The sequence below is a fragment of the Pseudomonas sp. C32 genome (assembly GCF_030417915.1).
In the GTDB taxonomy this organism is placed as follows: Bacteria; Pseudomonadota; Gammaproteobacteria; order Pseudomonadales; family Pseudomonadaceae; genus Aquipseudomonas.
Genome location: NZ_JAUHUK010000022.1, coordinates 53,217 through 80,169, shown reverse-complemented (window position 1 = coordinate 80,169; position 26,953 = coordinate 53,217). Strand labels below are relative to the sequence as shown.

The following is a 26,953-nucleotide window of genomic DNA, read 5'->3' as shown; positions in this document are numbered from 1 at the left end:
TTTAATGTCAAGCAGGCAATTGAGCGCCCTGCAGTGACTGATGAAACGTAAACCGATCCTTCCCCGTATGTTTTGACGCATACAAAGCCTCGTCGGCCTTGACCAACGCCTGGTTCAAGGTGTCGCCATCGAGTACCTGTGCCAAACCGATGCTGATGGTCACCGGGTGCTGTGCCGGTTGCTCGCGGACTACCCGACAAAGCTTCCCGGCCAACGCCTCGACTTCTTCGCGGCGGACCCGGGCAAGTAGATCGCAAATTCTTCGCCGCCCAACCGCGGATATTCGAAGTCAGCCATCACCGACCGGATGTCCAGGGCAACGATCCGTATTCAATGGTTTTGAACATCGTTGCCCTTGTTGTTGTGTTGGTTATTGAGAATTACCTGACCCCAAGGGCGATAGCGAAGGGAAAAGACTGCTGTTGGATGACATCCCGATGCTGACATTTGCGGGGTAGCCGGTTGAGCCCTGAAGGGTTGCCCGACAGCACTCACCTGGCGGAACGCTTCCCGGACGATGCCGATGGAGCAGGGCAGTGCATCGGCATAACTCCGTTGAACCAACGAAGGTAAACGCCCGGTGCCCGCGCCGTCCTGCCACCAGACTTGAATGCCCACACTCGCCAGTTCACCCAGCCACTGCCCATTCACCAGCGGCGCCAGTTTGCCGGCACTGAAGACGCTGACATGCAACGGTGCATCCAGTTTGGCGGCAAGGTCCTTGAGCTGGCGGTGCAGGGTTTGCCGTCGATCGACTGGCAGGAAGTGCAGATCATCCAGCTCCATCGGCAGATACCAGCCGCTGACGGGTAGCTTCCAGTCTTTGCGTAGCGCCTTCTGTTGCGCCAGCGACTGCCCCAATTGCGCCTGCCAATAGCTCGCCAATCCCGCACTGTCCAGCTCGTCGATGCGTTGGTAGTAGGCTGGGTCCATGCGCAGCCCCAGTACCAGTTTCAGGCCTTGGGCCTGGGCCAGTTTGAGGCTGTTGGCGAGCCAGCCCTGGGCGCCGCCGAAGTCCGAGTCGCCATAGGCCGTCCACTGCACGATCACGGTGTGAGTGCCTTGTTTGGCAGTGTCCTGCCAGATCCGTTGCCATTGCGCCTGGCTCAGGCTGGCATCGGCGTTGAGCGGCTGATAGAAAATCCGCTGGTCCGCGCAAGCCATCGCGGCGCTCAACAACAGACCCACAGCCAATAAAAATCGCCTCATCAGAAATTCAACTCCACGCCCAGCAGCACGCCGTCGCCGCCTTCATACAAATTGCCACCCAGCGATTGCTGGTACTCGGTACGCACTGACAGGTGAGCGCGGTAGGCGTTGTAGGTGTCGTCGTGGAACCACCATTGCCAGCGCAGGCCGAGACCGGTGCGCAGATCCTGGCGCCAGTCGTTGCTCGGGTCCTGGCTGGCGAATTCGAGAAAACCGTATGGCATGAGGGTTTGTGCGCCGTTGAACGGCAGCTTCCAGGTGTGCCCCTGCTGGAAGCGTGACAGCCATTGATGGTCACCGGCCTTGGTCCACCACGCGGCATCGAGATAGAGAAAGCGTTCTTCCCAATCGCTTTCGTCGACCCGCCAATCGTTGCGGAATCGACCCTGATTGAGGAACGACGCGGTGGCGCGCAGCAGGTAGTCGGTGGTGGTGTTACCGTCTTCACGATGATCTTCGGCCTGATCGGATACCTTGTCGGGGATCAGCATTTGGCCGAGGCTCAAACCGTGGTTGTCCTGATCGTCGAACTGGCTCTGCTTGTAGACCTCACCGTAGAAATTGATGTTTGCCGTGCCCCAAGGCTTGTAGCGCAGGCCCACGCCAGTGGCGATGGACTCGGCATAGCTCGAGCGACTCTGGCCGCCGAGCAGCACCCGTCCGTAGGCCGACAGCGAACTGCCGGCACGGCTGGGTTCTTCGCCGAGCGCATGGTCCCACATCGCCAATTGCACGTTCTGTGACGTTGAGCGCCGTTGCGAGCCAGTGCTCTCGTCAGGGCGCACGAAGTCGTTGGTCGAGACCCCGGCCGGTGACCAGGTGCTGGCGAAGGTGAGGGTATCGCGGCGGGACAAAGACTCGTGAGCACGACGCTGTCGATAACGCCGCGCTTCCATGCTGCCATCCTCGTCGTCGGCCGCGACCGGGTGTTGTTCCAGGTCGATCACGCGCCGCAGCTCCTTGCGGGCCGAGGCGCTGTCTTCGACTTCGTCATAGCGCCAGGCGAGGGTTTCGCCGAGTTGGTAGTCCTCAGGGAAATCCTGGGTGGCGGCTTGCAGATAGGGGATGGCGCGGGCACGTTCCTCCTTGGTGTCGGCGCCGGCCAGACGCATGCCGTAGTCGGCGCGAAAGCGTGGGTTGTTCGGTTCACGGCGCACGGCCTCGGCCAGCCATGCGCTGCTTTGTGGCAGGTCGCCGGCCTTTTGCGCGGTGACCGAAGCGGCGTAAAAATGCCCGGCATCGGGAGCCTGTTGCAGGGCGGAGCGCTGGCGCTGTAATGCGAGCGCGTGATCGCCCCGGGCATCGGCAATCGCAGCACCCAAGGCCCATTCATTGGCGCCACGACTGCGGCTTTGTTGCCAGTAGCGTTCGGCAGTCTGAGGGTCGCCTGCATTGAGTGCGCTGCGGCTGGCCGTGAGGCGGGCGTTGTCGCTGAGTTCGGCGTCTGGAAGGCTGCGCCAGATGGCCAGTGCACCAGCAGAATCCCCGGCAGCTTCCAGGGCGTAGGCCAACGCCAGGCGACTGTTTTTGTCGCCGAGTTTGGCGGCTTCCTGGTAATACACCACCGCTTCACCGGGGCGTTCCGGCATGGCGCATCGACCGAGGGCGCGATAGTCACCGGCGCTTTGCGGATGACTGCCGATGGCCTGTTGCACCGCATCGCACTGACCGTTTTCCGCCAGTTGCGCCAGCAGCTGCCCGCGTGTGGCGGGGTCGACACGATTGACCAGTGTGGTCATGCGTTGCTGCTGCGCCGCAGTCGGTGTCGATGAGGCATACAGTCCCGCCAGCCGTTGCAAGAGGGCTGTGGGTAACTGGCCGTTGTGGCGGTCGTAAGCGTTTTCGAGCAACCGTTGCGCGTGATCACGCTGGCCCGCATTCACCAGCAAGTACGTCGCCTGGTTGAGCGAATCGAGGTTGCCGGTCTGCTGGTAATGACGCTCCCACAGCGTCGCCGCTTCAGCCGTGCGCCCGGATGCCTGAGTCAGATCGGCCCGGCGTTTGACCACGTCGGCGGTTTGCGGCTGAGCGGCGAGATAAGCCATGACTTTGTCGCTGCGTCCTTCGGCCTGCCAGACGTCCAGCAGTCGATCACGCCGTCGAGAATCCCACGGTTCCGGCAAGCGGGTGCTCTGCAGCAATTCGGTGGCTTGCAGGCGTTGAGCGAGAATCAGCCAGGCTTGCGGATCTGCATCGGGTGGGCAACGTTGCAGCTGACTGAGCGCGGCTTGCGGGTCGTGGTGGGACAGCCAGTCGACTGTCTCAAGGCACGGTCGCTGCAACTCGCCACTCAAGCGTTCTACCGTTGCGCTGTCGCCGGTTTGCCGTGCCAGTTCCCACAGGCGCTGGCGCTGGGCCGGATCGGCCAGGTCGGCGGGTGGCAGCGATTGCATCCAGCGTTGTGCCTGCTCGTGATGTCCCATGGCAATTGCCCGGTCGACCATGGCCAATCGCGCCTTGCGTGCCGCTTCCGGGCTTGGCGCGGTTTGCAACAATTGTTGCAAGGGTTGCTCGTCGAGGCGTTGCACATAGGCGTTGGCCAGGCGTTGCCAGCCTTGGGCATCGAGTTGTTTGCTCGCGGCCAGTGGGGCCAACTCTTTGATGGTGCCGTCCCAGTCGCGCAACTGCTCGGACCAATTGGCCCGCGCCAGGTGCAGAACGCGCTCATCACCCTTGGGCGGCAGTTGCGCCAGCCAGTTATGGGCCCGGGCCGCGCCACCGAATTTGGCCAGGCTCAAACTGTAGGCCTGCCACAGGCGCACGCGCTGGTTCAGGTTGCTGGTGGCGATCCATTGCTCCACCTGTTCGCTGCCCGGCGGGTCCTGTTCGATCCAGGTCAGGCGCAGGTTGAGCAGCGCCTCGCTGTTGGCCGGGTTAGCCGGTAGTGCTTGCGCGGCATCCTTGTAACGCCGTTGTTTGGCCAGCGATTGCACCAGCAGCGCCCGCGCTTCATCGTTTTTCGGCACCTTGGTCAGCAGGTGGCGCATCAGTCGTTCGACTTCCTTCCAGTTGCCTTTTTTCGCTTCGCGGTAGCTGCGGTCCATGTAGGGGAAACTGCGGAACTGCTCAAAGTCGGTCAACGGTTCGGCTTGCACCCAAGCCGTAGTGCTCAGGCTGAGCAGCAGACTTCCGACCAGCAAGGTTCGACGGTGGGCAGGCTTCATGCGACCTCCCGTGTAATGCGGTAGGCGGCTTGTTGTTCGCTGGCCTGATCGGCCAGGGCTTGTTCGAGGATCTCCTGGGTGATCATGCCGCGGTCAATCAAGTGCTCGCCCAACGACATTTTTTCCGCATCGAAATCGATCAGCGCCTGATTGAACAGGGTGGGCGGTACCATGCCGCGCACTTGCAACAGATTGCCCAGCAGTATCTGGTGATGGCTGACGCGCTCGATCAAATCTTCGTCGTCCTGATGTTGCTCAAGCACGCGCAGCATGTCGCGAACTTCCTGGCTTTGACGAGGGCTGGGGTACCAGTAGCGGATGCCGAGTGTCACCCGGCCTTGGGGTGCGAGGCGGCAGCGCACCGGGCGTTTCAGTTGGCGGCTGATTGCACCGAGGGACACCTGGCTCACCGGGCCTTCGGAGGCCAGCACCAAAGTTTCGCCTTCCTCGGCGACCGGCAGCACGCCGTAGTGCGTAGCGATTTTGCGTGGTACGGCGTCGATCAGGCGTTTGTCGAGTTTGAACGGATTGAGTGGCGCCCATTCCAGGTCCAGTTGCTGGGCCAGGGTCTGCACCAGTTGGGTGGTGTTGATGTGACCGCGCAGCAGCAGTTCCTGACCCAGACGTCGGCGGAGCGGGTTGGTGATGATGTCTTCGAGTTGTTCTTCGGTGAGCAAGCCTTTTTCCACCAGACGATGACCCAGCGGGGTGCGCTGGGCCTGGGCCAGCGCTGGAAATTCGTGAGTGGTCTTGTCCCAGGCGACGCGGCGCGAATCGCCCATTTCCATCACTTGACGCAGCGCTCGCAGGTTGGCGAAGAAGTTGACGAAGTTGCTCCACATCATCCGCGGCGCCGACAGCAATCCTTCGGCCAGACCGTAATAGCGGGTGACAAACCAGCCGCGTTGAAACAGCCGATTGAGCAGCATGAAGCCGTTGAGCCACAGCAAGGTCGCCAACAAACTGCTGTCGGCGAGGAACGACGGGTAGCGCCAGGCGTTCGGCGCGATCACTGTCACCAGCCACATCGCCAGCAGGACCAAAAAAAGCAGGTTCACCAGGAAGCTCAACAGGTACGCGATCAAGCCGCGGCGGTCGCGCCACAGAAAATAATTGAGCAAACCCTTGGGGCTCCAGCCGAGATTCTTGGTGCCCTGGAACACAATGCCGACGATCCAGCGTGATTTCTGGCGGATGGCGTGTTGCAAGTCCCGGGGAAAGTGCTCGCGCACGCAGATCACCTGGGAAAACGCGCGGTTCATCCCGAACGCCCAAGGCTGTTCGAGCGCCAGTTTCGGGTCGGTGACCGAGTAGCGGGCGAAGATGCACTTCATGCCTTTTTGCTTGAGGCGGAACCCGATGTCGTAGTCTTCGGTGAGACTCTGTACATCGAAGGCAATGCCGTCGCCATCCTCCAGCAGCGCGCTGATGGCCTTGCGACTGAAGCAGGTGCCAACCCCGGCGCTCGGCACTTGCCCGGTCAGGGCTTCGCGAACGATGACATCCTTGCCGTGGTTTTCGGCGAACTCGTCGACATAGTGCCCGGCGGTGAACCCTTTCCATTCCGGCGCGTAGGGATAGACCGGAATCTGGATCAGGTCCTTGCTCGGCAGCAGGTAGTTGAACAGGCGCAATTCCATCGGCGAAATCACGTCCTCGGCATCGTGCAGGATGAAACCGGCGAACTGGATTTTCGCATCGCTTTCAAAACGCAGGATCGCGTCGATCACGTTGTTCAGGCAGTCGGCCTTGCTGGTGGGGCCGGGGCGGGCGCACACCACTTTGTGCACGTTGGGGTAGTGCAGGCAGACCGCATCGACATCGGCCTGGGTCTCGGCGTCGTTGGGGTAGGTGCCGACGAAAATCTGATAGTTCTCGTAGTCGATGGTCGAAGCAGCCAGGCGCGCCATCTCTCCGACCACGCCGACTTCGTTCCAGGCCGGAACCATGATCGCCAGGGGCTTTTCGGCGATGGAGTACAGCCGCTTCTCATCGGCACGGCTGAATTTTTCATAGACCCGCCAGCGCCGGATCAGTTTGCGGCCCCAGTACATGACGTCGATGAACAGGTCATCGAGCCCGAGGATGAACATCAGCAGGGCCAGGATGATCGCGAGGTATTTGAGTCCGAACAGCACATAGGCAAAAAAGTCGACAAACAGCAGGCTCATACCGCTTTCCCTGCGGCCGCACGGTGTTTGAGCCAGACACCAAGGCGATTGGCGATACGTTCGCTGGCGTGCCCGTCGCCATAAGGGCTGTGGACCCGGCTCATGCGCTGGAAGGTGGCGTCATCATCGAGCAACAGACTGGATTCCTTGACGATGCGGTCAGTGTCGGTCCCCACCAGCAACACCGTTCCACCTTCGAGCACCGACGGCCGTTCGGTGACATCGCGCAGCACCAACAGTGGTTTGCCAATGGCCGGGGCTTCCTCTTGAATGCCGCCGGAATCGGTCAGTATGAAATACGCGCGTCCCATCAGCCAGACGAAATGCTGGTAATCCTGGGGCGCCACCAGATAGATGTTGGATTTGCCCGAGAGCACACTGTAAACAGCTTTTTGCACCTGCGGATTGAGGTGCACCGGGTAGACGAACTGCACGTCCGGGTAACGTTCGGCGAGGGTGGCCAGGGCCAGGCAAATGTTGCGGAAACCACCGCCGAAGTTCTCGCGGCGATGTCCGGTGATCAGCACCATGCGCCGGTTGTCGTCGAGCACCGCCAGCGGTGAGTCGGCGGCCGGGTGCCAGTGGCTTTCCCGTTGGTGATCGCGCATCCACACCAGCGCATCGATCACCGTGTTCCCCGTGACCTCGATGTTGGCCTTGGGCACACCTTCGCGCAGCAGGTTGTCTTCGCTCTTGGTGGTCGGTGCGAAATGCAGGTCGGCGATGACGCCGGTCAGGTGCCGGTTCGCTTCCTCCGGCCAAGGCGCACGCAAGTTACCGGTGCGCAAACCGGCCTCGACGTGGCCGATGGGTAACTGACGATTGAAGGCGGCGAGGGCGGCAATGAAACTGGTGGTGGTGTCGCCATGCACCAGCACGATGTCCGGTTGCACGCGTTCATAGGCTTTGTCGAGGTGCGCCAGCAGTTGTTCAGAGAGCCCGTTGAGGGTTTGGCCCTGGGTCATGACCTGCAAGTCTTCATCGACCGCCAGTTCGAACGAGTCGAGCACCTGCTTGAGCATTTCCCGATGCTGACCGGTAGAGCAGATGTTCAGGTTGATGCCGGGCCAGTTACGCAGAACCCGCGCCAGGGGTGCCATCTTGATGGCTTCAGGTCTTGTGCCGAAAACCATCATGACTTTAAAGGACATGAACCCTCCAGGGACTGCACACGCCGTCGTGACGCGGCTATCGAGACCGGTTATCACTTGTGCATTGAATAAAGCAGTCGGATGGGGGGTTGTCCAATGGGCTGCGACGACTCGGAAATTTCTGACAGCGTTGCTATGCACATCGCCACTACGCAAAAAACGCTTCCCTATTCCCAACTTTTCCATGGCGTCCCGTGGCACACTTTCTTTCGTTTATTCCGCTACTCGATACCATCTTCCGCTATAGCGGAATTTCTATTGTCCTGGAGTGCTTGCCATGCATCGCCAACAGCAACCGCTTTTAACCCCTACTATCAATCTGGAGAAGCACCCATGAGCATCACTCGTTACGGCACCGGCAGCACCGCCGCGGGCGGTCAACCTCGCCCTTTCGCCCGCGCCGTTGAAGCCGATGGCTGGCTGTATGTTTCCGGGCAGGTGCCGGCGTTGGACGGGGAGATCATTATTGGCGGCATTGTTGAACAGACGCACCAGACCATGAAGAACCTGATCGCGATTCTGGAAGAAGCCGGTTATGGCCTGGAGGACGTGGTGCGTGCGGGTGTATGGCTGGAGGATCCGCGGGATTTCACGAGTTTCAACAAGGTCTTCTCCGAGTACTTCAAACCCGAGCACGCCCCGGCTCGCGCCTGTGTACAGGCGAATATGATGGTCGACTGCAAGGTCGAGATTGACTGCGTGGCATACAAGAAAAATGCTTGAACCGAGGTGGCTTCATCGCTAGCAGGCTAGCTCCCACAGGGGAACGCATTCCAAATGTGGGAGCTAGCCTGCTAGCGATGACGACCTGACGGTCGTCGACGCACTCTAGGTAAACCCCTGGCACTTTGAAGGGAAACCCATGAAATGACCGAAGACACCATCAAGCGCCGGGCACGCGGGCTGGACCGGGCGTTCGATATCCTAGATTTCCTCAAGGAGATCGGCCAGCCCCTGCGCCCGAATGACATCGCCAATGGCATCGGCAGCCCAAAATCCACGGTCTACGAACTGGTGGCTTCGTTGCTGGAACGGCGGATTCTGGAGCCGGTGGGCAAGGACGGCCATGTCTATCTCGGGCGTCAACTGTACTTCCTCGGGCAGGCGCATCTGCGTCACTTCGACCTGACCCGCGAGGCCGATCACGCCTTGCAGGACATCGTCAGCCAGACCCGTGAAACCGCGCAGATGTGCGTGCTCAACGGGCGCAAATACACTGTGGCGTTGATGAAAGAAGGCGAGCGGCATTTCCGGATTTCCTCGGACATCGGCGAGAACGCACCGATTCCCTGGACCGCTTCCGGACGGTTGCTGCTGGCGCACTTGAGTGACCAGGAAATCGCTGACCTTATCGACCCCGACGACTTCATCTTGCCCGATGGCGAACGCTTGCCGCTGGAGCAGTTTCTCAAGGAAATCCGTCAGGCCGGCATCGACGGTTTTTTCTCTTTCGATAGCGTTGCCGACACCTTTACCCATTGCTTCGCCGCCCCGGTCAAAGACCCCAGCGGCGTGGCCATCGCGACCCTGTGCATCGTCGCACCACGGGTCGATGCGAAGAAAAACTACAGTGACTATCGTCGGGTGCTGATCGACAGCGCAAACAACCTGGCCCGACGCATCAACGAATAACAGCGGCTGCCTGCTGCCGCGATTGTGAGGAGTTCGACCATGTCTACTGCCAAAAACACTGCTGCCGTGGAAAAAGGCTTTGCCCAGACTGGTGCCCATTTGGTCCGTGACGTCAGTCTGCCGGCACTGGTGCTGCACCGCGAGGCGTTGGAACACAACATTCGCTGGATGCAGAACTTCGTCAGCAACAGCGGCGCAGAACTCGCGCCCCACGGCAAAACCAGCATGATCCCGGCGCTGTTTCGTCGGCAAATGGACGCCGGCGCCTGGGGCATCACCCTGGCTAGCGCCACGCAAACCCGAGCGGCCTACGTTCATGGCGTGCGTCGGGTGCTGATGGCCAACCAACTGGTCGGTACACCGAACATGGCGCTGATCGCCGACCTGCTGGCCGACCCGACGTTCGACTTCTATTGCATGGTCGATCACCCGGACAACGTCGCTGACCTCGGCGCGTATTTCGCCTCGCGCGGAGTGCGCCTGAACGTGATGATCGAATACGGCGTGGTGGGTGGGCGTTGCGGTTGCCGCAGCGAACAGGAAGTGCTGGATCTGGCCAAGGCTATCGCGGCGCAGCCGGCATTGGCGCTGACGGGCATCGAAGGTTATGAAGGCGTGATCCACGGGGATCATGCGGTGAGCGGCATTCGTGATTTCGCTTCGTCATTGGTGCGTCTGGCGGTGCAGTTGCAGGACAGCGGCGCATTCGCCATTGCTAAACCGATCATCACCGCGTCGGGTTCGGCCTGGTATGACCTGATTGCCGAGTCCTTCGAAGCGCAGAACGCGGCCGGGCGTTTTCTTAGCGTGCTGCGCCCCGGCAGTTACGTGGCGCATGACCATGGCATCTACAAGGAAGCGCAATGCTGCGTGCTCGACCGCCGCAGTGACTTGCACGAAGGCCTGCGTCCGGCGCTGGAAGTCTGGGCGCACGTGCAGTCGTTGCCGGAACCGGGCTTTGCGGTGATTGCCCTGGGCAAGCGCGACGTGGCCTACGACGCCGGGCTACCGGTGCCGTTGCTGCGTTACAAGGCGGGTGTGGTGCCGGCCAAGGGTGACGATGTCGGCGCCTGCAAGGTGACGGCGGTGATGGATCAGCATGCGTTCATGACCGTGGCGCCGGGTGTGGATTTGCGCGTGGGCGACATCATTTCCTTCGGCACTTCGCATCCGTGCCTGACGTTTGACAAGTGGCGCGTGGGCTGTCTGGTGGATGACCAGTTGAATGTCATCGAGACCATGGAAACCTGTTTCTAAGGGTTCAAGACCACGGCGCGGCCAAGGAACGCATATCAATGTGTGGGGGTGTCGGCTGGCGAGTCGGGTGATTCAAGTGCCGGAATCCCGGGGGCTCTCAATCCCGGTAAAACACCTGCACCAGGTGATAACCAAACTTGCTCTTGATCGGCCCGTGCACCACCCGCAGCGGTTTCTTGAAAATGACCGCATCGATCACACCGACCATCTGGCCCGGTCGCACTTCACCCAAATCACCCCCGCGCTTGCCGGACGGGCAGGTCGAGTATTTCTTGGCCAGTACATCGAACGCTTCACCCTTGGCGATGCGTTGTTTGAGCTGCTCGGCTTCTTCCGAGGTTTTCACCAGAATGTGGCGGGCTTGAGCTTTCATGGTGCGGTTACCTTGTAGCGGTGGTGGCTATGTGGGTGCCAGCTGGGGGCGCGCGATTATGCCTCAAGTCAGCCCGGTTGACTGATCATCGTACGAATCTTGTTGGCCAGCAGGTCGATGGAGAACGGCTTGGCGACCATGTCCATGCCGTCCTCCAGGAAACCCTGGCGTTCGGCGGCGATTTCCGCATAACCGGTCATGAACAGCACTTTCAGTCCCGGACGGTGCTGGCGGGCGATTTCTGCCAGTTGCCGGCCATTCATGCCCGGCAGCCCGACATCGGTGACCAACAGGTCCAGACGCAACCCGGACTCAAGCACGGGCAGTGCACCTTTGGCGTCTTCGGCGGCGTGGGCGCGGTAACCGAGCTCGTTCAGCAGATCGAGGACCAGCATGCGCACCGCCGGATCGTCCTCGACCAGCATCACGGTTTCACCGGCAATCGCCGCGGGTGCTTCGCTAACGACCGGTGCAGGTTCTTTTTCTTCCTCGGTCGAATGCAGGCGGGGCAGGTACAACCGCACGCTGGTTCCCCGGCCCGGCAGGCTGAACAGGCTGACATGGCCACCCGATTGTTGGGCAAAGCCGTAGATCATCGACAGGCCCAGACCGGTGCCCTGGCCGATGGGTTTGGTGGTGAAGAACGGATCGAAAGCCTTGGCCAGCACCGAAGGCGTCATGCCGGTACCGTTATCGCTGACTGCGATCATCACGTAGTCCCCGGCATTGACCGGTTCCAGGGTGGTGATTTCACTGCCGTCGAGATAGGCGTTGGCGGTTTCGATGCGCAGTTCGCCGCCATCGGGCATGGCGTCCCGGGCGTTGATCACCAGGTTGAGCAGCGCATTCTCCAGTTGGCTGACGTCGGTGTTGACCCGCCAGATATTCTCGGCCAGTTGCAATTGGAGTTCGATGTGATTGCCCTTGGTCCTGCTGAGCAGGTCTTCCAGCGAATGGATCAAATCATTGGCGTTGAGCGGTTTGCGGTTGAGCGACTGACGCCTTGAGAACGCCAGCAACCGATGGGTGAGGGCGGCGGCGCGGTTGGCCGAGGACATCGCCGCCTCGGTAAAACGGCCGATCTCTTCGGTTCGCCCTTCGGCAATGAAGCGTTGCATCAGGTCGAGGCTGCCGAGGATGCCGGTGAGCATGTTGTTGAAGTCATGGGCGATACCGCCGGTGAGCTGGCCGACCGCTTCCATTTTCTGCGCGTGGCGCAAGGCGTCTTCGGCGCGCTCGCGTTCGAACATTTCGCTCTGCAGTCGCTCGTTCGCTTCGGCGAGTTGCCGGGTGCGGGCGGCGACCCGCTCCTCGAGGGTTTCGTTAAGAATACGCAGCGCTTCTTCGGTTTTTTTGCGCTCGGTTTCGTCGATCACGAAAATATAGAAACCGTTCACGGCGCCGTCGGCACCGTGGCGCGGCAGGTAATTCATCAAGGCCTGACGAATACTGCCGTCGCGGTGTGGCGTGCTGATGCTGAAGCAACCGGGCCTGCCGCACAGGGCTTCGGCGATGTGCGGGGCGCGCAGCGCGTAGGCTTCTTCACCCAGTACTTCAAGAATGGTGCGACCGTAGAGCTCCTGCGGGGTCAGGCCGTACCAGTCGAGGTACGCGGCGTTGTTCAGGCGAAAACGTTCTTCGCGGTCGACGTAACTGATCAGGATCGGCATGGCGTTGATGATCAGTTGCAGCTCGGTCTGGCTCTGGCGCAGCGCCTGTTCGGTGTGTTTGCGCTCGGTCAGGTCCAGGGCGGCACCGAGAAAACGGATCGGTCGGCCATGGTGGTCCTTGTAGCAACGCCCTCGGGCAAACACCCAGCGCAACTGACCGTCGGGTTGCAGCAGGCGGTATTCCTCGGCGTACTCGGTGCCGTGGGTGATGCAGTGCTTGATGCTGCGGGCGATCAGGGCACGGTCTTCGGGGTGCACGCCGTGCAGGTACTCACTGATCGGCAACTGGCCGGCCATGGTCGGGTCGATGCCGTGCAACTGGGCAAAATGCGCGTCAGCGATAAAGCGGTCCTCGCCAATGTCCCAATCCCAGGTGCCGACCGCGTCGGTGGCGGCGAGGGCCAGTTGCAGACGTTCCTCGGTTTCGCGCTGGGCCTTGAGACTAGCCGCAGAGCGCTGCTCGAGTTCGAGGGCGATGCGTCGGCGCTCATTGGTTTCGATGGCCGTGACCAGAATGCCCGCGACTTGTGCGCTCTCGTCGCGAATGGGGCTGTAGGTCAGGTCAAGCCAGAAGTCGGAATCCTGGCCCTCACGCTGCAAAGTGAATCGTTGCTCGCTGTAAGTTCGCACCTGGCCTTGCAGGACCGCGCTATAGATCGGATCGGTGAAGTCTTTCAACTCGGGCCAAGTCTGGTGCGTCGGCTGGCCGAACGCGTGGGGATGTTTGCTCCCGGCCAGCAGGGCGAAGCCGTCGTTGTAGATCTGCGTGAGTTGCGGCCCCCACAGCAACAGCATCGGCATCGGCGAGTGAATCACGATGTCCACGGCGGTTCGCAGGCTCTGCGGCCAGGTGCTTGCCGCACCCAGTGGACCGATCGCCCAGTCCAGTCGGGCGATCAAGGCTTGGGCGTCGCTGCCGGTTGGTGTTGCTTTCATCAAAGTGTCCTGCGCATGAGTCGCTTTGGCTGGGGCTATTCTTGCACAGGTGACAGGCGCGGGTTGATTCAGAGGCTTGAGCGGTCAATGTAGGCGTGAGCTTGCTCGCGATGGCGTCGGATCAAATTACATTGATGTCAACTGACACTCCGCTATCGCGAGCAAGCTTGCTCCTACATGTAATCCCATTTCAATCCATCAGTTCAGGTCGGTCACGGAATTGCTCCAGCGCTTCGGGATTGGCCAGGGCGTCGGTGTTTTTCACCTTTTGCCCATGCACCACATTGCGCACCGCCAACTCCACGACCTTGCCGCTGATGGTTCGGGGAACGTCCGTCACCGCGACGATTTTCGCCGGCACGTGGCGTGGTGTGGTGTTGGCGCGAATGACCTGGCGAATCTGCTGTTGCAGTTGCTCATCGAGTTCCACGCCGCCTCGCAACTGCACAAACAGCACCACACGCACGTCATCCTGCCATTGCTGACCAATGGCGACGCTGTCGAGCACTTGCGGGACTTTTTCCACCTGGCGGTAGATTTCCGCCGTACCGATGCGCACGCCACCGGGGTTGAGCACGGCGTCGGAGCGTCCGTGGATCATCATCGCGCCGTGGGACAATTGTTCCGCGTAGTCGCCTTGGGCCCAGACGCCGGGGAACTGGCTGAAATAGGACGTCCGCAGTTTCTCTCCATCCGGATCATTCCACAGCCCGATCGGCATCGCCGGGAAGTGCCGGGTGCACACCAACTCACCTTTCTCGCCGATCACCGGGTGCCCGTCGTCGTTCCACACTTCGACGGCCATGCCCAGGCTCTTGCCCTGTATTTCGCCACGGCGCACCGGTTGCAACGGATTGCCGTTCACGAAGCATGAAACGATGTCGGTGCCCCCCGACATCGACGCCAGGCACAGGTCGGGCTTGAAGTCGCGGTAGACGTAATCGTAACTCTGCGGCGACAGCGCGGAGCCCGTGCACAGCAAAGTTTTCAGGCTGCTCAGGTCGTGGCTTTCCCTGGGCTTCACACCGCTGCTTTCCAGGGTCGCGAGAAACTTGGGGCTGGTGCCGAAGACAGTAATTCGCTCGTCATCGATCAGGTCGACCAGACGCTGCGGGTCAGGCTGGAACGGCGAGCCGTCGTACAGCACCACGGCGCTGCCTACCGCCAGCGCCGAGACCAGCCAGTTCCACATCATCCAGCCGCAGGTGGTGTAGTAGAACAACCGTTCGCCGGGGCCAAGATCGGCATGCAGACCGTGTTCCTTGACGTGTTGCAGCAGCACGCCGCCGGTACTGTGAATGATGCATTTGGGCACACCGGTGGTACCGCTGGAGTAGAGGATGTACAGCGGATGGGCGAACGGCACCGGGACGAAATCCGGTTCGCCGCCGGCCACATAGAAGTCGTCCCACAGCGTGACATTGGCCGTTGTGTGGAAGTCTTCGATGTGCGCTTCCGGCCGTGCGTAAGGCACAACGACCAATTGCCGCAACGACGGCAGGCGTTCGAGGATTTCGTTGACCTTGGCGGTCTGGTCGACGTCGTTGCCGGCATAGCGGTAGCCGGCGCAGGTCAGCAGCACTTTCGGTTCGATCTGGCCGAAACGGTCAACCACGCCCTGGGTGCCGAAGTCCGGAGACGAGCAAGACCAGATCGCACCGAGGCTGGTGGTCGCGAGCATGGCCACCAGGGTCTGCCAGGTGTTGGGCATGCACGCCGCGACCCGGTCGCCCACACGAACACCGGCAGCGATCAAACCGTTTTGAAAACCGGCGACATGTTCCGCCAGCTCGGCCCAGGTCAAGTGTTCGCGTTGGCCGTTCTCACCGACGGCCACCACCGCCACGGCATCGTCGCGACGCCGCAGCAGGTGTTCGGCGAAATTCAGGGTGGCACCGGGAAACCACTCGGCGCTGGGCATCTGCGGCCCTTCGAGCAGCACCGCGTCGGGTTGTTGGTGAAAGCGGATGTCGAAGAAGTCGACGATGGCTTGCCAGAAGTCCCGCCGCTGATCGATGGACCATTGGTGCAGGGCGGGATAGTCGTCGATGTGCAGGCGATGGCGCTGATTGATGAAGCGCCGAAAGGTCTCCATGCGGGTCTTGCCGATGCGTTCGGCGCTGGGTTGCCAGAGGATGTCGGACATGGAATGCCTCTTCTTTTTTATGCCTTCACACAGGCTTGCGGCAGTTACTGCGCCAACCACCCACCATCAATATTCCACGCCACACCGCGCACCTGACTCCCCGCATCACTGCACAGGAACAGCACCAGTTCACCCAATTGTGGCGGTGTCACGAATTCCAGCGAGGGCTGCTTTTCGGCCAGTAAATCGTGCTGCGCCTGCTGCGGATCAATCCCGGTCGCGGCGCGGTCATCGATCTGCTTCTGCACCAGCGGCGTCAGCACCCAGCCCGGGCAAATCGCATTGCAGGTGACCTGGGTGGTGGCCGTTTCCAGTGCGACCACTTTGGTCAGACCGATCACCCCATGCTTGGCGGCGACGTAAGCTGCTTTGCCCACCGAACCGACCATCCCATGCACTGAGGCAATGTTGATCACCCGACCCCAACCCTTGGCACGCATACCCGGCAGGCTCAGCCGGGTACTGTGGAACACCGATGACAGGTTGATCGCAATGATCGAATCCCAGCGTTCCACCGGAAACTCATCGACGGGCGCGACGTGCTGAATGCCGGCGTTGTTGACCAGAATGTCGATGCCGCCGAACTCGCGCTCGGCGTAGGCGATCATGTCGGCGATTTGCGCGGGGTCGCTGACGTCGGCCGGATGGTGGCCGACCTTGCCGCCGAACTGTGCCACGTCGGCAATCACTTTGGATGCATCGCCGAACCCGTTGAGGATCAGGTTGGCCCCAGCCTTGGCCAGGCTGAGGGCAATCCCCAGGCCGATGCCGCTGGTGGAGCCGGTGACCAGTGCGGTCTTGCCCGAAAGAGTCGTCATGAATACCTCACACAATGCCAGTGGCGTAGAAGGTGCCGATCACCACGAAAACCGCCAGGGTCTTGATCAGCGTAATACAGAAAATGTCTTTGTAAGCCTCGCGGTGGGTCAGGCCGGTGACCGCCAGCAAGGTAATCACCGCGCCATTGTGCGGCAGGGTGTCCATGCCGCCGCTGGCCATCGACGCCACCCGGTGCATCACTTCCAGGGGAATGTTCGCAGCGTGGGCGGCGCTGATGAATTGTTCGGACATCGCCGCCAGCGCGATGCTCATGCCGCCCGATGCCGAACCGGTGATACCGGCCAACAGGGTCACGGTAATCGCTTCATTGACCAGCGGATTGGGAATGCCCTTGAGCCAATCGGCCAGCACCAGGAAGCCTGGCAGCGAGGCGATCACCGCACCGAAGCCGTATTCCGAGGCAGTGTTCATCGCCGCGAGCAGTGCACCGCTGACCGCACTTTTACTGCCTTCAGCCAGTTTGCTGCGAATCGCCTGGAAACCAAACGCGAGCACCATGAGGATGCCCACCAGCAACGCCGCCTGAACCGCCCAGATCGCGGTGAGCTTGGCGATTTCGGTGGTGACCGGCGTGGTCATGCCCGGCAGCGCCAGGCTGTGGGTCTTGCCGTACCACAGCGGAATCCACTGGGTGAAGAGCAGGTTCATGATGCCCACCGCGAGCAACGGCGACAGGGCGAGCCATGGGTTGGGCAGCTTGATGTCGGCGGCGGTTTCCGGTTCGTTGCGCAGGTCCGAGCCATAGCCTTCACCGCTGCGTTGGGCCTTGTTGCGCTGGCGCTGGAGAAACAGCATGCCGGCGCTGAACACGAAGATCGTACCGATCACACCCAGCCACGGCGCCGCCCACGCGGTGGTGTTGAAGAAGGTGCTGGGAATGATGTTCTGGATCTGCGGCGTGCCGGGCAGGGCGTCCATGGTGAACGAGAACGCGCCGAGGGCGATGGTCGCCGGGATCAGGCGCTTGGGAATGTTGCTTTGGCGGAACATCTCGGCAGCAAATGGATAGACCGCGAAGACCACCACGAACAGCGAGACGCCGCCGTAGGTCAGCAGGGCGCAGACCAGCACGATCACCAGCATGGCCTGACGCGTGCCGAGCAGGCGAATCGCGGCGGCAACGATGGAACGCGAGAACCCCGACAACTCGATCAACTTGCCGAACACCGCACCGAGCAGGAACACCGGGAAATACAGTTTGATGAAGCCGACCATTTTCTCCATGAACACGCCGGTGAAGGCGGGCGCGACGGCAGAAGGGTCGGTGAGCAGGACGGCGCCAAGGGCGGCAATCGGGGCGAAAAGGATAACGCTGTAGCCACGGTAAGCAGCCAGCATCAGCAGCGCGAGGGCTGCCAAGGCAATGATCACACTCATGGTGTGTCTCCTGGGTTGTTATTTTTGTAGGGTGGATCTTTGTAGGAAGGGTGTGTAGCGACTTTCGTGCCAGATAGCTAAGGCGTTGAAATATAAGGATATAGCTGTTTGTTTTGAGGTGAGTGAGGATAGTTTGTCTCAAGATTGAGACTTTTGGCGGGGGTGAGGACCTCATCGCGAGCAAGCTCGCTCCTACAGTGGTCCGCGCTCCCACATAAAGCTCCGTCTTCCTGTAGGAGCGAGCTTGTTTGCGATGGATTGTCCAATAGTTGAGATTTATGTCTCATTAATGAGATTCGGCAATCCCCAACGCCACCATCTTCTTGTACAACGTCGACCGTCCCAGCCCCAGTCGCGCCGCTGCTTGAACCACCTTTCCCCCGCATTGCGCGAGGGTGGATTCAATCAATTGCCGGTCAAACCGTTCCCGCGCTGCACTGAATGTCTCATAAGCAACCGCTTCGAAGGGCGGCGGAGACAGACGTTCAACGGGTGTGAATGTGCCAATGGCTGCCCGCAGATCCGTGGCTGTCAGGCGCAAGTCATCGCTGAGCAGGGCGGCGCGTTCCAGCACGTTGCGCAGCTCACGGATGTTTCCCGGCCAGGCATGCTGGCTCAGCAGCGCCAGGGCTTCGTGGTGCAGTTCATGCTGGCTGCGCAGTTCCTCCAGAATCGCTTCGCTCAGGGCCGGCAGGTCGTCAAGACGGTCGCGCAGGGGCGGTACCTGGATCGGCAAGACGTTGAGGCGGTAGTACAAATCGGCACGAAACTCACCGCGTTTGATCGCGGCTTCGAGGTCGGTGGAGGTTGCGGCAATCACCCGCACATCGCTCTGGATCACTTCATTGGAGCCGACGGGTTCGAACTCCTTTTCCTGCAACACCCGCAGCAGTTTGCTTTGCAGGGGCAGCGGCATGTCGCCGATTTCATCGAGAAACAAGGTGCCGCCCTGGGCGATTTGCAGTTTGCCGGCACGCCCCTTGCGGTCGGCGCCGGTAAAGGCGCCGGGCGCCGTGCCGAAAAATTCGGCTTCCAGCAATGATTCCGGAATAGCCGCGCTGTTGATGCTGACAAACGCCTTGTGCGCCCGCGGCGACGCATTGTGGATCGCCTGGGCCAGCAATTCCTTGCCGGTACCGGTTTCGCCGAGCAGCAACACAGGCGATTCCGTACTCGCACTACGACGTGCCCGACGTTTGACTTCCAGGCTGGCGGCGCTGGTGCCAATGAAATGAGCGAAGTTGTATTTGGTTTGCCGCGCGCGCAGCAGTGAACGGGTAGAGGCCAGTTCTTCCTGCATGCTCATGTAGCGCTTGAGCATCGGCGACAGGCTGCGCAATTCGTCGAACAGGGCGAAGCCGATGGCGCCGATCACCACGCCGGCATCGTCATGAATCGGCAGGCGCATGACCACCAGTGGTTCTTTGGAGGTGTCTTGCATGTCGAGCAAAATCGGCCGGCCGGTGCGCACCACTTCGCGCAACAGGCTGCCGGGGATCACGCTTTCGCAGGCCTTGCCGATCGCGCTTTCAGCCGACTCCAGGCCGAAGCGCCGGGCGTAGCGCTCGTTCATCCAGACGATGTTGGCGTCACGGTCGACGATCACCGTGCCTTCACTCGACTGCTCGATGATCTCGAACAATGAGCGGATCGCCAGCAGGCGCACGCGCTGGTAGTCCTTAAGGCTTTCGGTGGTGTTCATCGGTATTGATCCTTGTTTCTCGTTGACTGTTCGGGCCCCATCGTCGGAACGCCGCCCGGGGCAAGCCCGCTCCTACAGGATTTGAGGTTGCCACCGATTTTGGGCGCGACAGATACCCTGTGGGAGCGGCTTGCACGCGATGGCTGCGACACGCTTCAACTGCCAGGCGCGATTATGCCTGCCCCAACATCGCCGCTGCCATTAGCTCTTTGGTGTACGGGTGCTGCGGCGAATCGAACACATCATGGCTGGCGCCGCGTTCCACCACTTTGCCGTCCTTGATCACGATCATGTCGTGGGCAAGCGCGCGCACCACTGCCAGGTCATGGCTGATGAACAGGTAGGTCAAACCGTATTTTTCCTGAAGCTGGCGAAGCAGGGCGACGACCTGTTTTTGCACGGTGCGGTCCAGCGCTGAGGTCGGCTCGTCGAGCAGGATCAATGCCGGTTTCAGCACCAGCGCCCGGGCAATGGCGATGCGCTGACGTTGGCCGCCGGAAAATTCGTGGGGGTAGCGATGGCGGCTTTGCGGGTCGAGCCCGACTTCCTGCAACGCTCGGATCACTTCGGCGTTGCATTGCTCCGTCGTCAACTGGCTGTGCACTTCAAGGCCTTCGCTGATGATTTGCGCCACCGACATGCGCGGGCTGAGGCTGCCAAACGGATCCTGGAACACCACCTGCATCTTCTTGCGCCATGGGCGCAGCTGCTTTTGCGTCAGCTCCTCCAGCGCTTCGCCCTGAAAGCGAATGCCGCCTTCGGAGTCGAGCAGGCGCAGGATCGCCTGACCCAGCGTGGACTTTCCGGAGCCGGATTCACCGACAATACCCAGCGTCTTGCCGCGCTGAATGTTCAGGCTGATGCCATCCACGGCGCGCAGATAGGTTTTGCGCTGAAACAGTCCGCCACTGACCGGAAACTGCACCCGCAAATCATCCACCTCCAGCACGTTTTCGCGTTCGTCCCGGGGCAGGGCTTCGCCCTCCGGTTCGGCGTTCAGCAGCACGCAGCTGTAAGGGTGTTTCGGTTCGGTGAACAGGGTTTCGCACGACGCCTGTTCGACGATTTCCCCGGCCTTCATCACGCACACGCGCTGGGCGATGCTGCGCACCAGATTGAGGTCGTGACTGATCAGCAGCAGCGACATGCCCAGCCGTTGCTGCAAGGATTTGAGAAGCAGCAGGATTTTGCGCTGCACCGTCACATCAAGCGCCGTGGTGGGTTCGTCGGCGATCAACAGTTCCGGCTCGCAGGCCAGGGCCATGGCAATCATCACCCGCTGGCGCTGCCCGCCGGACAGTTGATGGGGATAGGCTTTCAGTCGCTCCTGGGGTTTTTGGATGCCCACCAGCTGCAGCAATTCAAGAATCCGCGCCTGCGCCGCTTTCCCGGCCATGCCTTTGTGCACCAGCAGCGTTTCACCGATCTGCTTTTCGATGCTGTGCAGCGGGTTGAGCGAAGTCATCGGCTCCTGAAAGATCATTGCGATGCGGTCGCCGCGCAGTTTGCGCAATTTTCCGGCATCGGCCCCTACCAGTTCCTGGCCGCGATAGCGGATGCTGCCGGTTGTCTCGGTGCCGCATTCGGGCAGCAATTGCAGGATCGAATGGGCCGTGACGGACTTGCCCGAGCCGGACTCGCCCACCAGCGCGAGGCATTCGCCGGGGCGGATGTCCAGGCACAGGTTGCGCACCACGGTCTGGCCGCTGAAGGCGACGCTGAGGTCCCGGATTTCGATCAGGTTGGTCATATCAAGTTTCCGCTTCAAGAGCGCGGGTCAAAGGCATCGCGCAAGGCTTCGCCAATAAACACCAGTAAAGAAAGAATCAGCGCCAGGGTGAAAAACGCCGTCAGGCCCAGCCATGGCGCTTGCAGGTTCTGCTTGCCTTGGCCGATCAGTTCGCCCAGCGAAGCACTGCCCGCCGGCATGCCGAACCCGAGGAAGTCCAGCGCTGTCAGGGTCGAAATGGCACCGGTCAGAATGAAAGGCAAATAACTCAGCGTCGCATTCATGGCGTTGGGCAGGATGTGTCGCACGATCACTTTTCGGTCGCTCAGGCCAAGTGCCCGTGCGGCTTTGACGTATTCCAGATTGCGCCCGCGCAGGAACTCGGCGCGCACCACGTCCACCAGGGCCAGCCAGGAAAACAGCGCCATGATCCCCAGCAGCCACCAGAAATTCGGCTCGACAAAACCGGACAAAATGATCAGCAGGTACAGCACCGGCAACCCGGACCAGACTTCCAGCAATCGTTGACCCAGCAGATCGACCCAGCCGCCGTAATACCCTTGCAGGGCACCGGCGGCGATACCGATCAGGGCGCTGACAAACGTCAACATCAAGGCAAACAGAATCGACACCCGCGCACCGAAAATCACCCGGGCCAGCACGTCCCGTGACTGGTCATCGGTGCCCAGCCAGTTCACGCTGGTCGGCGGGCTCGGGGCGGGTTTGATCAAGTCGTAATTCGGCGTGTCGTCGCTGAACGGAATCGGCGGAAACAGCAGCCAGCCGCCATCCTTTTTAATCAGCTGCTGTACGTAATCACTGCGGTAGTCGGCCTGGAATGGCAGTTGCCCGCCGAACTCCTGCTCGGTGTAGCGCTTGAGCGCCGGGAAATACCACTGACCCTGATAACTGACGATCAGCGGTTTGTCGTTGGCGATCAGTTCGCCGCCGAGGGTCAGTGCGAACAGACCGATAAACAGCCACAGCGACCACCAGCCACGACGGTTTTTCTTGAAACGCTCGAATCGACGACGCGCCAATGGGGAAAGCGTGAGCATCAGGCGTTCCTCGCGGCAAAGTCGATACGCGGGTCGACCAGGGTGTAGCAGAGGTCGCCGACGAGTTTTATCAGAAGCCCGAACAAGGTGAAGATGAAGAGCGAGCCGAACACCACCGGATAGTCCCGCGACACAGCCGCTTCGTAACTCATGCGGCCCAGGCCATCGAGGGAGAAAATCACTTCGATCAGCAACGAGCCGGCAAAAAATACGCTAATGAACGCCTGCGGAATCCCCGACACCACCAGCAACATCGCGTTGCGGAACACATGGCCGTACAACACGCGGCGCTCGCTCAAGCCCTTGGCGCGGGCGGTGACCACGTATTGTCGGGTGATTTCATTGAGGAACGAGTTTTTGGTCAGGATGGTCAGCGTTGCGAAACCACCGATCACCAGCGCCGTCACCGGCAGTACCAGGTGCCAGAAGTAATCGGCGACTTTACCGACGGTCGACAACGAGTCGAAGTTGTCCGAGACCAGTCCGCGAACCGGGAACCAGCTCAACGAGGTGCCTCCGGCAAACACCACGATCAGGAACATGGCAAACAGGAACGCCGGCATGGCGTAGCCGATGATGATCGCCGTGCTGCTCCAGATATCGAAATGGCTGCCGTGATGCACGGCCTTGCGAATGCCCAGCGGGATCGACACCAGATAAGTGATCAGCGTTGCCCAGAGCCCGAGGGAAATGGTGACCGGCATTTTTTCCAGGATCAGGTTGGTGACCGTGGCGCCACGAAAGAAGCTCTTGCCGAAATCCAGCCGGGCGTAACTGGTGAGCATCAGCCACAGACGCTCGTGCGCGGGTTTGTCGAAACCGTACTGTTTTTCGATGTCTTTTATCAATTGAGGATCGAGGCCGCGACTGGCCCGGGACGTGCTGCTCACGGAGTCACCGGAACCGCCACCGACCGCGGCGCCGCCAATGCCTTGCAGGTGCGCGATGGCTTGTTCCACTGGCCCGCCCGGTGCGGCCTGGACGATCACGAAATTGACCAGAAGAATGATCACCAGCGTCGGAATGATCAGCAGCAGACGCCGCAGTATGTATGCCCACATCAGTGCGGTCCTCCGGGTCTGCCACGGCGAATGCGCTCGGCCGTCATTTCCTGATTGGTCAACGGTGTGGTGCTCATTTCCCACCAGCTCTCGATGGCTTCGTCATTGCTCGCTTGCACATTCGGGATGCCAAAGCGGTTCCACCAGACGGTGGAGGTGCCAGGCGGGTAGTAGTTGGGAATCCAGTAGTAATTCCACTGCAATACACGGTCGAGGGCATGGGCATAGTGCAGCATGTCAGCCTGGGTGTTGGCGCGCACCAGTCCGGCGATCAGGGAGTCCACCGCGGGGTTCTTCAACACCATGTAGTTGTTGGAGCCGGGGTCGGTGGCGGCGGCCGAGCCGAAATAATTGAACAGTTCGCCTCCGGGCGAAGTGGTCACCGGATAGCCGGTGACGATCATGTCGTAATCTCGGCTCATCAGGCGATTGACGTACTGGGATGAGTCGATGCGGCGGATATTCAGTTCGATGCCGATCTGCTTCAGCGTGCGCTTATAGGGCAACAGCAAACGGTCCATGCCGTTCTGGCTGATCAGGAACGTGAAGCTCAGCGGTTCACCGTCGGCGTTCACCAGTTGATCACCATCGGGTTTCCAGCCGGCCTGTTCGAGCAGGTCCAGGGCTTGCAGTTGCTTGTCGCGAATCACGCCGCTGCCATCGGTTTTCGGCGCCTCGAACACTTTGCTGAAAACTTCGTCGGGAATCTGTCCGCGCAGCGGTTCGAGGATCGCCAGTTCTCCGGCATCCGGCAGTTGCCGGGCGGCGAGGTCGGTGTTGGAGAAGTAGCTTTGCTGGCGGATGTACAGGTTGCGCATCATCTGCCGGTTGCTCCATTCGAAGTCCCACAGCATCACCAGCGCCTGACGTACCCGACGGTCCTGGAACATCGGCTTTTGCAGGTTGAACACGAAGCCTTGAGACGGTTGCGGCGCCTCGGTGGCGAGGTGGGCTTTTTGCAGGCGACCGTCGCTCAAGGCCGGGCTTTCGTAGCCGATGGAATAACCGGTGGCGGAAAACTCACGGTTGTAGTCGTAGGCGCCACCGCGCAGGACTTGGCGCGCGACGTCGGTATCACCGAAATACTCGAGGCTGAAATGATCGAAGTTGTACAAGCCGCGGCTGACGGACAACTCCTTGCCCCACCAATCGGGGTTGCGCTCGAACGTGATGCTGCGACCCGAATCGACTTTGCCTACTTTATAGGGGCCGCTGCCCAGCGGCGGTTCATAACCGCCACCGCCGGCAAAATCCCGGGTCTTCCACCAATGCTCGGGAAACACCGGCAAGGTTGCGATGTCGAGGGGCAGGGTGCGGTTTTCGTTGTTCTTGAAGTCAAAGCGAACGACCAGTGGCGATTCCACTTCGACGCCTTTGACGTCGGCGAATTGAGTGCGATAGCGCAGGCTGCCCTGGGTCATCAGCAGGTCGAAGGTATAGCGCACGTCTTCGGCGGTGATGGGCTTGCCGTCGGCAAAACGCGCCTTGGGATTGAGGTAGAAGCGCAGGGACAGGCGGTCATCGGAACGCTCCATCTTCTGCGCCACCAGACCGTACACCGTGTAGGGCTCGTCCAGTGAACGCTGGGCCAGCGGTGAATACAGCAAACCATCGATCTGTGTGACGCCGATGCCTTTATCGATGTAGGGCAGGACATGGTCGAAGTGGCCGATTTCAATCGCTGAACGACGCATCGTGCCGCCCTTGGGGGCCTGCGGGTTGGTGTAGGCAAAATGACTGAAACCGGCTGGGTACTTGGCCGGTTCGCCGTAGACGGTCATTGCGTGTTGCGGCGCTGCGTTCACACCAACGGCGCCCAACAGCAGGGCCACGGCAGTGAACAATAAAATAGGGAAAGCCAGTCGCATTGTCAGCCTTAAAGCCGGGGGGATAAACGATGATTTGTACGCTAGCGGCGCGTCCCTCGCCAGCCGTATTAACGTACCTGAAACACAACGGCCCACCAAATGGCGGGCCGTTGTGCGAAAAACTCAAGCGTTGATCAGTCCTGGCGGCTGGTCACTTCCAGCAGGTGGTAACCGAACTGGGTCTTCACCGGGCCTTGCACGACGTTGATTGGCGCGCTGAAAACAACGGTGTCGAATTCCTTGACCATCTGGCCTGGACCGAACGAACCGAGGTCACCGCCCTGGCGGCTGGATGGGCAAGTGGAGTTAGCCTTGGCAACGTCGGCGAAGTCGGCGCCGCCTTCGATTTGGGCCTTGAGTTCGTTGCACTTGTCTTCGCTGGCAACAAGGATGTGACGGGCAGTGGCTTTAGCCATGGGAAAATTCTCCATTCAGTGTTTTGCAAAGTGCTGAGCCTACCGGATTCAGGGCGCTATTTCTCCTCAAAAGTTCCAACCTGCGCGGGACCCGGAGCAAGGTGTTTGTCACAGGCCGACCTCTTTCAAGCGTTCGGCATGCTCCACAAACAGTTCAACCGGATCGATGTTCGTGCGCAGTTGACCCGCCGGCTGGCTGATAGTGTCCAGATGATCCAGGGCGTAGTCGGAGCGGATCACCGTGCCCAAATGGGAACTGAAGCGTCCGACCATGCCATCGTTCTGATCGGCTTCGGTGATGAAGTAGCGGGAAAAGGCGCGGCACAGGGTGTGGAACGGGTCGAGCGCGTTAACACCTTCGGCGAGCACATTGGGCTGAAGGACACCGCTCCATGAGTAATAGCGAACGCCATCGACCAGCTCTCGACCCTCGCCACCCCAGGTTTTGGGTAAACCCTGTGGGTACTTGTCGTTGAAGGCGCCTACGCCTTCGGTGGTCAGGGCATTCAGTGCAGCGACTGCGTTGCGCGCCAGGTAATGGTCGTTGCTGAGGGTTGCCAGGAAGTCGGCAAACAAGGTCACGACCGCCTCGGCAACTTGTTCCGGCAAGCGCCCGGGTGTCAGCGCCTTGCGCAGGAAATCAGCCAGTTCCGAACCGTGATTCGGCCCGCTGACCGACGTCACCGAAGCGACCCTGCCTGGCGCAACCGCTGCAGCATAGCGTGCAGCGAGTGCGCCCTGACTGTGTCCGATCAGGTTGACTTTACTTGCGCCTGTTCCTTCCAGTACGCGCTCGATTTGCGCCAGTAGCTGGTCGCCACGAACTTCATTGCTGTGAATGGCTGACAGTTGCGGCACGAATACCCTTGCGCCGCTGTTTCGCAGGGCCTGTTTGATGTCATGGAAGAGTTCGAATTTGCCGATTCGTTCGACTCCGAACAGACCATGGATCAGCAGGATTGGGTGGCAGGTGTTTGCATTCCGTTGCATGTTCGTACCTTTTCGCAGCAGTTCGTGGGAGGTGCAGTGCGCTTCACTCTAAAACACTCAACGCTGGCGCGATGTATGAAAAGTCCGCTGAAAACCGATGAAAACGGTATAGATCCGGTATGAAAACACGCATGTATTTGCGGTCTTGGTCGGATTATCTGGACGTCTATATGGCTCGACAGCGCTCATTCCAACGCAAATGC

General features: G+C 60.6%; 19 protein-coding genes and 1 pseudogene. 3 read left to right on the top strand and 17 right to left on the bottom strand.

Features of this window, described 5'->3' with window-relative positions; all coding sequences use genetic code 11:
- Positions 1-7 precede the first annotated feature (7 nt).
- The 5 genes and pseudogenes from QYH43_RS22535 to wecB all read right to left on the bottom strand — a co-directional run.
- Positions 8-330, bottom strand: a pseudogene (locus QYH43_RS22535) (diguanylate cyclase); the annotation flags it as partial.
- Positions 331-1,209, bottom strand: a complete 879-nt coding sequence (locus QYH43_RS22530; RefSeq protein WP_301158154.1) for a DUF4434 family protein — start codon at positions 1,207-1,209, stop codon at positions 331-333.
- The gene (locus tag QYH43_RS22525) at positions 1,209-4,373 is read right to left on the bottom strand and encodes a phage receptor (RefSeq protein ID WP_301158153.1); all 3,165 of its coding nucleotides are present in this window, start codon (positions 4,371-4,373) and stop codon (positions 1,209-1,211) included. The genes QYH43_RS22530 and QYH43_RS22525 overlap by 1 nt, the downstream gene beginning before the upstream one ends.
- Positions 4,370-6,544: a cyclic di-3',5'-guanylate-activated glycosyltransferase NrfB gene (gene nrfB / locus QYH43_RS22520; protein WP_301158152.1), complete on the bottom strand. Its 2,175-nt coding sequence runs from the start codon at positions 6,542-6,544 to the stop codon at positions 4,370-4,372. The genes QYH43_RS22525 and nrfB overlap by 4 nt, the downstream gene beginning before the upstream one ends.
- A complete protein-coding gene (gene wecB / locus QYH43_RS22515; protein ID WP_301158151.1) occupies positions 6,541-7,695 on the bottom strand; it encodes a non-hydrolyzing UDP-N-acetylglucosamine 2-epimerase in 1,155 nt (384 codons plus the stop codon). The genes nrfB and wecB overlap by 4 nt, the downstream gene beginning before the upstream one ends.
- A gap of 333 nt (positions 7,696-8,028) precedes the next feature.
- Here wecB and QYH43_RS22510 point away from each other — a divergent pair, with 333 nt between their 5' ends.
- The 3 genes from QYH43_RS22510 to QYH43_RS22500 all read left to right on the top strand — a co-directional run bounded on the left by QYH43_RS22510 (position 8,029) and on the right by QYH43_RS22500 (position 10,584).
- Entirely contained in the window at positions 8,029-8,418 is a 390-nt protein-coding gene (locus QYH43_RS22510; RefSeq protein WP_301158150.1) for a RidA family protein, read from the top strand.
- A gap of 144 nt (positions 8,419-8,562) precedes the next feature.
- On the top strand, positions 8,563-9,327 hold the full coding sequence (locus tag QYH43_RS22505) for an IclR family transcriptional regulator (protein WP_301158149.1): 765 nt from the start codon (positions 8,563-8,565) through the stop codon (positions 9,325-9,327).
- Between the two features lie 39 nt (positions 9,328-9,366).
- Positions 9,367-10,584 (top strand): amino acid deaminase, encoded by a 1,218-nt coding sequence (locus QYH43_RS22500; protein ID WP_301158148.1) that lies wholly within the window; start codon positions 9,367-9,369, stop codon positions 10,582-10,584.
- Positions 10,585-10,681: 97 nt separating this feature from the next.
- Here QYH43_RS22500 and QYH43_RS22495 read toward each other — a convergent pair whose 3' ends face one another.
- The 12 genes from QYH43_RS22495 to QYH43_RS22440 all read right to left on the bottom strand — a co-directional run bounded on the left by QYH43_RS22495 (position 10,682) and on the right by QYH43_RS22440 (position 26,750).
- On the bottom strand, positions 10,682-10,957 hold the full coding sequence (locus QYH43_RS22495; protein ID WP_007898282.1) for a peptidylprolyl isomerase: 276 nt from the start codon (positions 10,955-10,957) through the stop codon (positions 10,682-10,684).
- 68 nt (positions 10,958-11,025) lie between these two features.
- Positions 11,026-13,563, bottom strand: a complete 2,538-nt coding sequence (locus QYH43_RS22490; protein WP_301158147.1) for a PAS domain-containing protein — start codon at positions 13,561-13,563, stop codon at positions 11,026-11,028.
- Positions 13,564-13,753: 190 nt separating this feature from the next.
- Complete coding sequence (locus tag QYH43_RS22485; RefSeq protein ID WP_301158146.1) at positions 13,754-15,709, bottom strand: acetoacetate--CoA ligase; 1,956 nt, start codon at positions 15,707-15,709, stop codon at positions 13,754-13,756.
- A gap of 44 nt (positions 15,710-15,753) precedes the next feature.
- Positions 15,754-16,527: a 3-hydroxybutyrate dehydrogenase gene (locus QYH43_RS22480; RefSeq protein WP_301158145.1), complete on the bottom strand. Its 774-nt coding sequence runs from the start codon at positions 16,525-16,527 to the stop codon at positions 15,754-15,756.
- 7 nt (positions 16,528-16,534) lie between these two features.
- Complete coding sequence (locus QYH43_RS22475; protein ID WP_301158144.1) at positions 16,535-17,926, bottom strand: GntP family permease; 1,392 nt, start codon at positions 17,924-17,926, stop codon at positions 16,535-16,537.
- 286 nt (positions 17,927-18,212) lie between these two features.
- Positions 18,213-19,628 carry a sigma-54-dependent Fis family transcriptional regulator gene (locus tag QYH43_RS22470; RefSeq protein WP_095058114.1) on the bottom strand — a complete coding sequence of 472 codons (1,416 nt, stop codon included), beginning with the start codon at positions 19,626-19,628 and terminating at the stop codon, positions 18,213-18,215.
- Positions 19,629-19,800: 172 nt separating this feature from the next.
- Positions 19,801-21,378: an ABC transporter ATP-binding protein gene (locus QYH43_RS22465; RefSeq protein ID WP_301158143.1), complete on the bottom strand. Its 1,578-nt coding sequence runs from the start codon at positions 21,376-21,378 to the stop codon at positions 19,801-19,803.
- A 14-nt stretch (positions 21,379-21,392) separates the two neighbouring features.
- The gene (locus QYH43_RS22460) at positions 21,393-22,415 is read right to left on the bottom strand and encodes an ABC transporter permease (RefSeq protein ID WP_301158142.1); all 1,023 of its coding nucleotides are present in this window, start codon (positions 22,413-22,415) and stop codon (positions 21,393-21,395) included.
- A complete protein-coding gene (locus QYH43_RS22455; protein ID WP_301158141.1) occupies positions 22,415-23,476 on the bottom strand; it encodes a microcin C ABC transporter permease YejB in 1,062 nt (353 codons plus the stop codon). Before QYH43_RS22455 ends, QYH43_RS22460 begins: the two co-directional genes overlap by 1 nt.
- Positions 23,476-25,344, bottom strand: a complete 1,869-nt coding sequence (locus QYH43_RS22450; RefSeq protein ID WP_301158140.1) for an extracellular solute-binding protein — start codon at positions 25,342-25,344, stop codon at positions 23,476-23,478. The genes QYH43_RS22455 and QYH43_RS22450 overlap by 1 nt, the downstream gene beginning before the upstream one ends.
- Before the next feature lie 134 nt (positions 25,345-25,478).
- Complete coding sequence (locus QYH43_RS22445; RefSeq protein ID WP_095058119.1) at positions 25,479-25,760, bottom strand: peptidylprolyl isomerase; 282 nt, start codon at positions 25,758-25,760, stop codon at positions 25,479-25,481.
- A 108-nt stretch (positions 25,761-25,868) separates the two neighbouring features.
- The gene (locus QYH43_RS22440; protein ID WP_095058120.1) at positions 25,869-26,750 is read right to left on the bottom strand and encodes a triacylglycerol lipase; all 882 of its coding nucleotides are present in this window, start codon (positions 26,748-26,750) and stop codon (positions 25,869-25,871) included.
- Between the last annotated feature and the right edge of the window lie 203 nt (positions 26,751-26,953).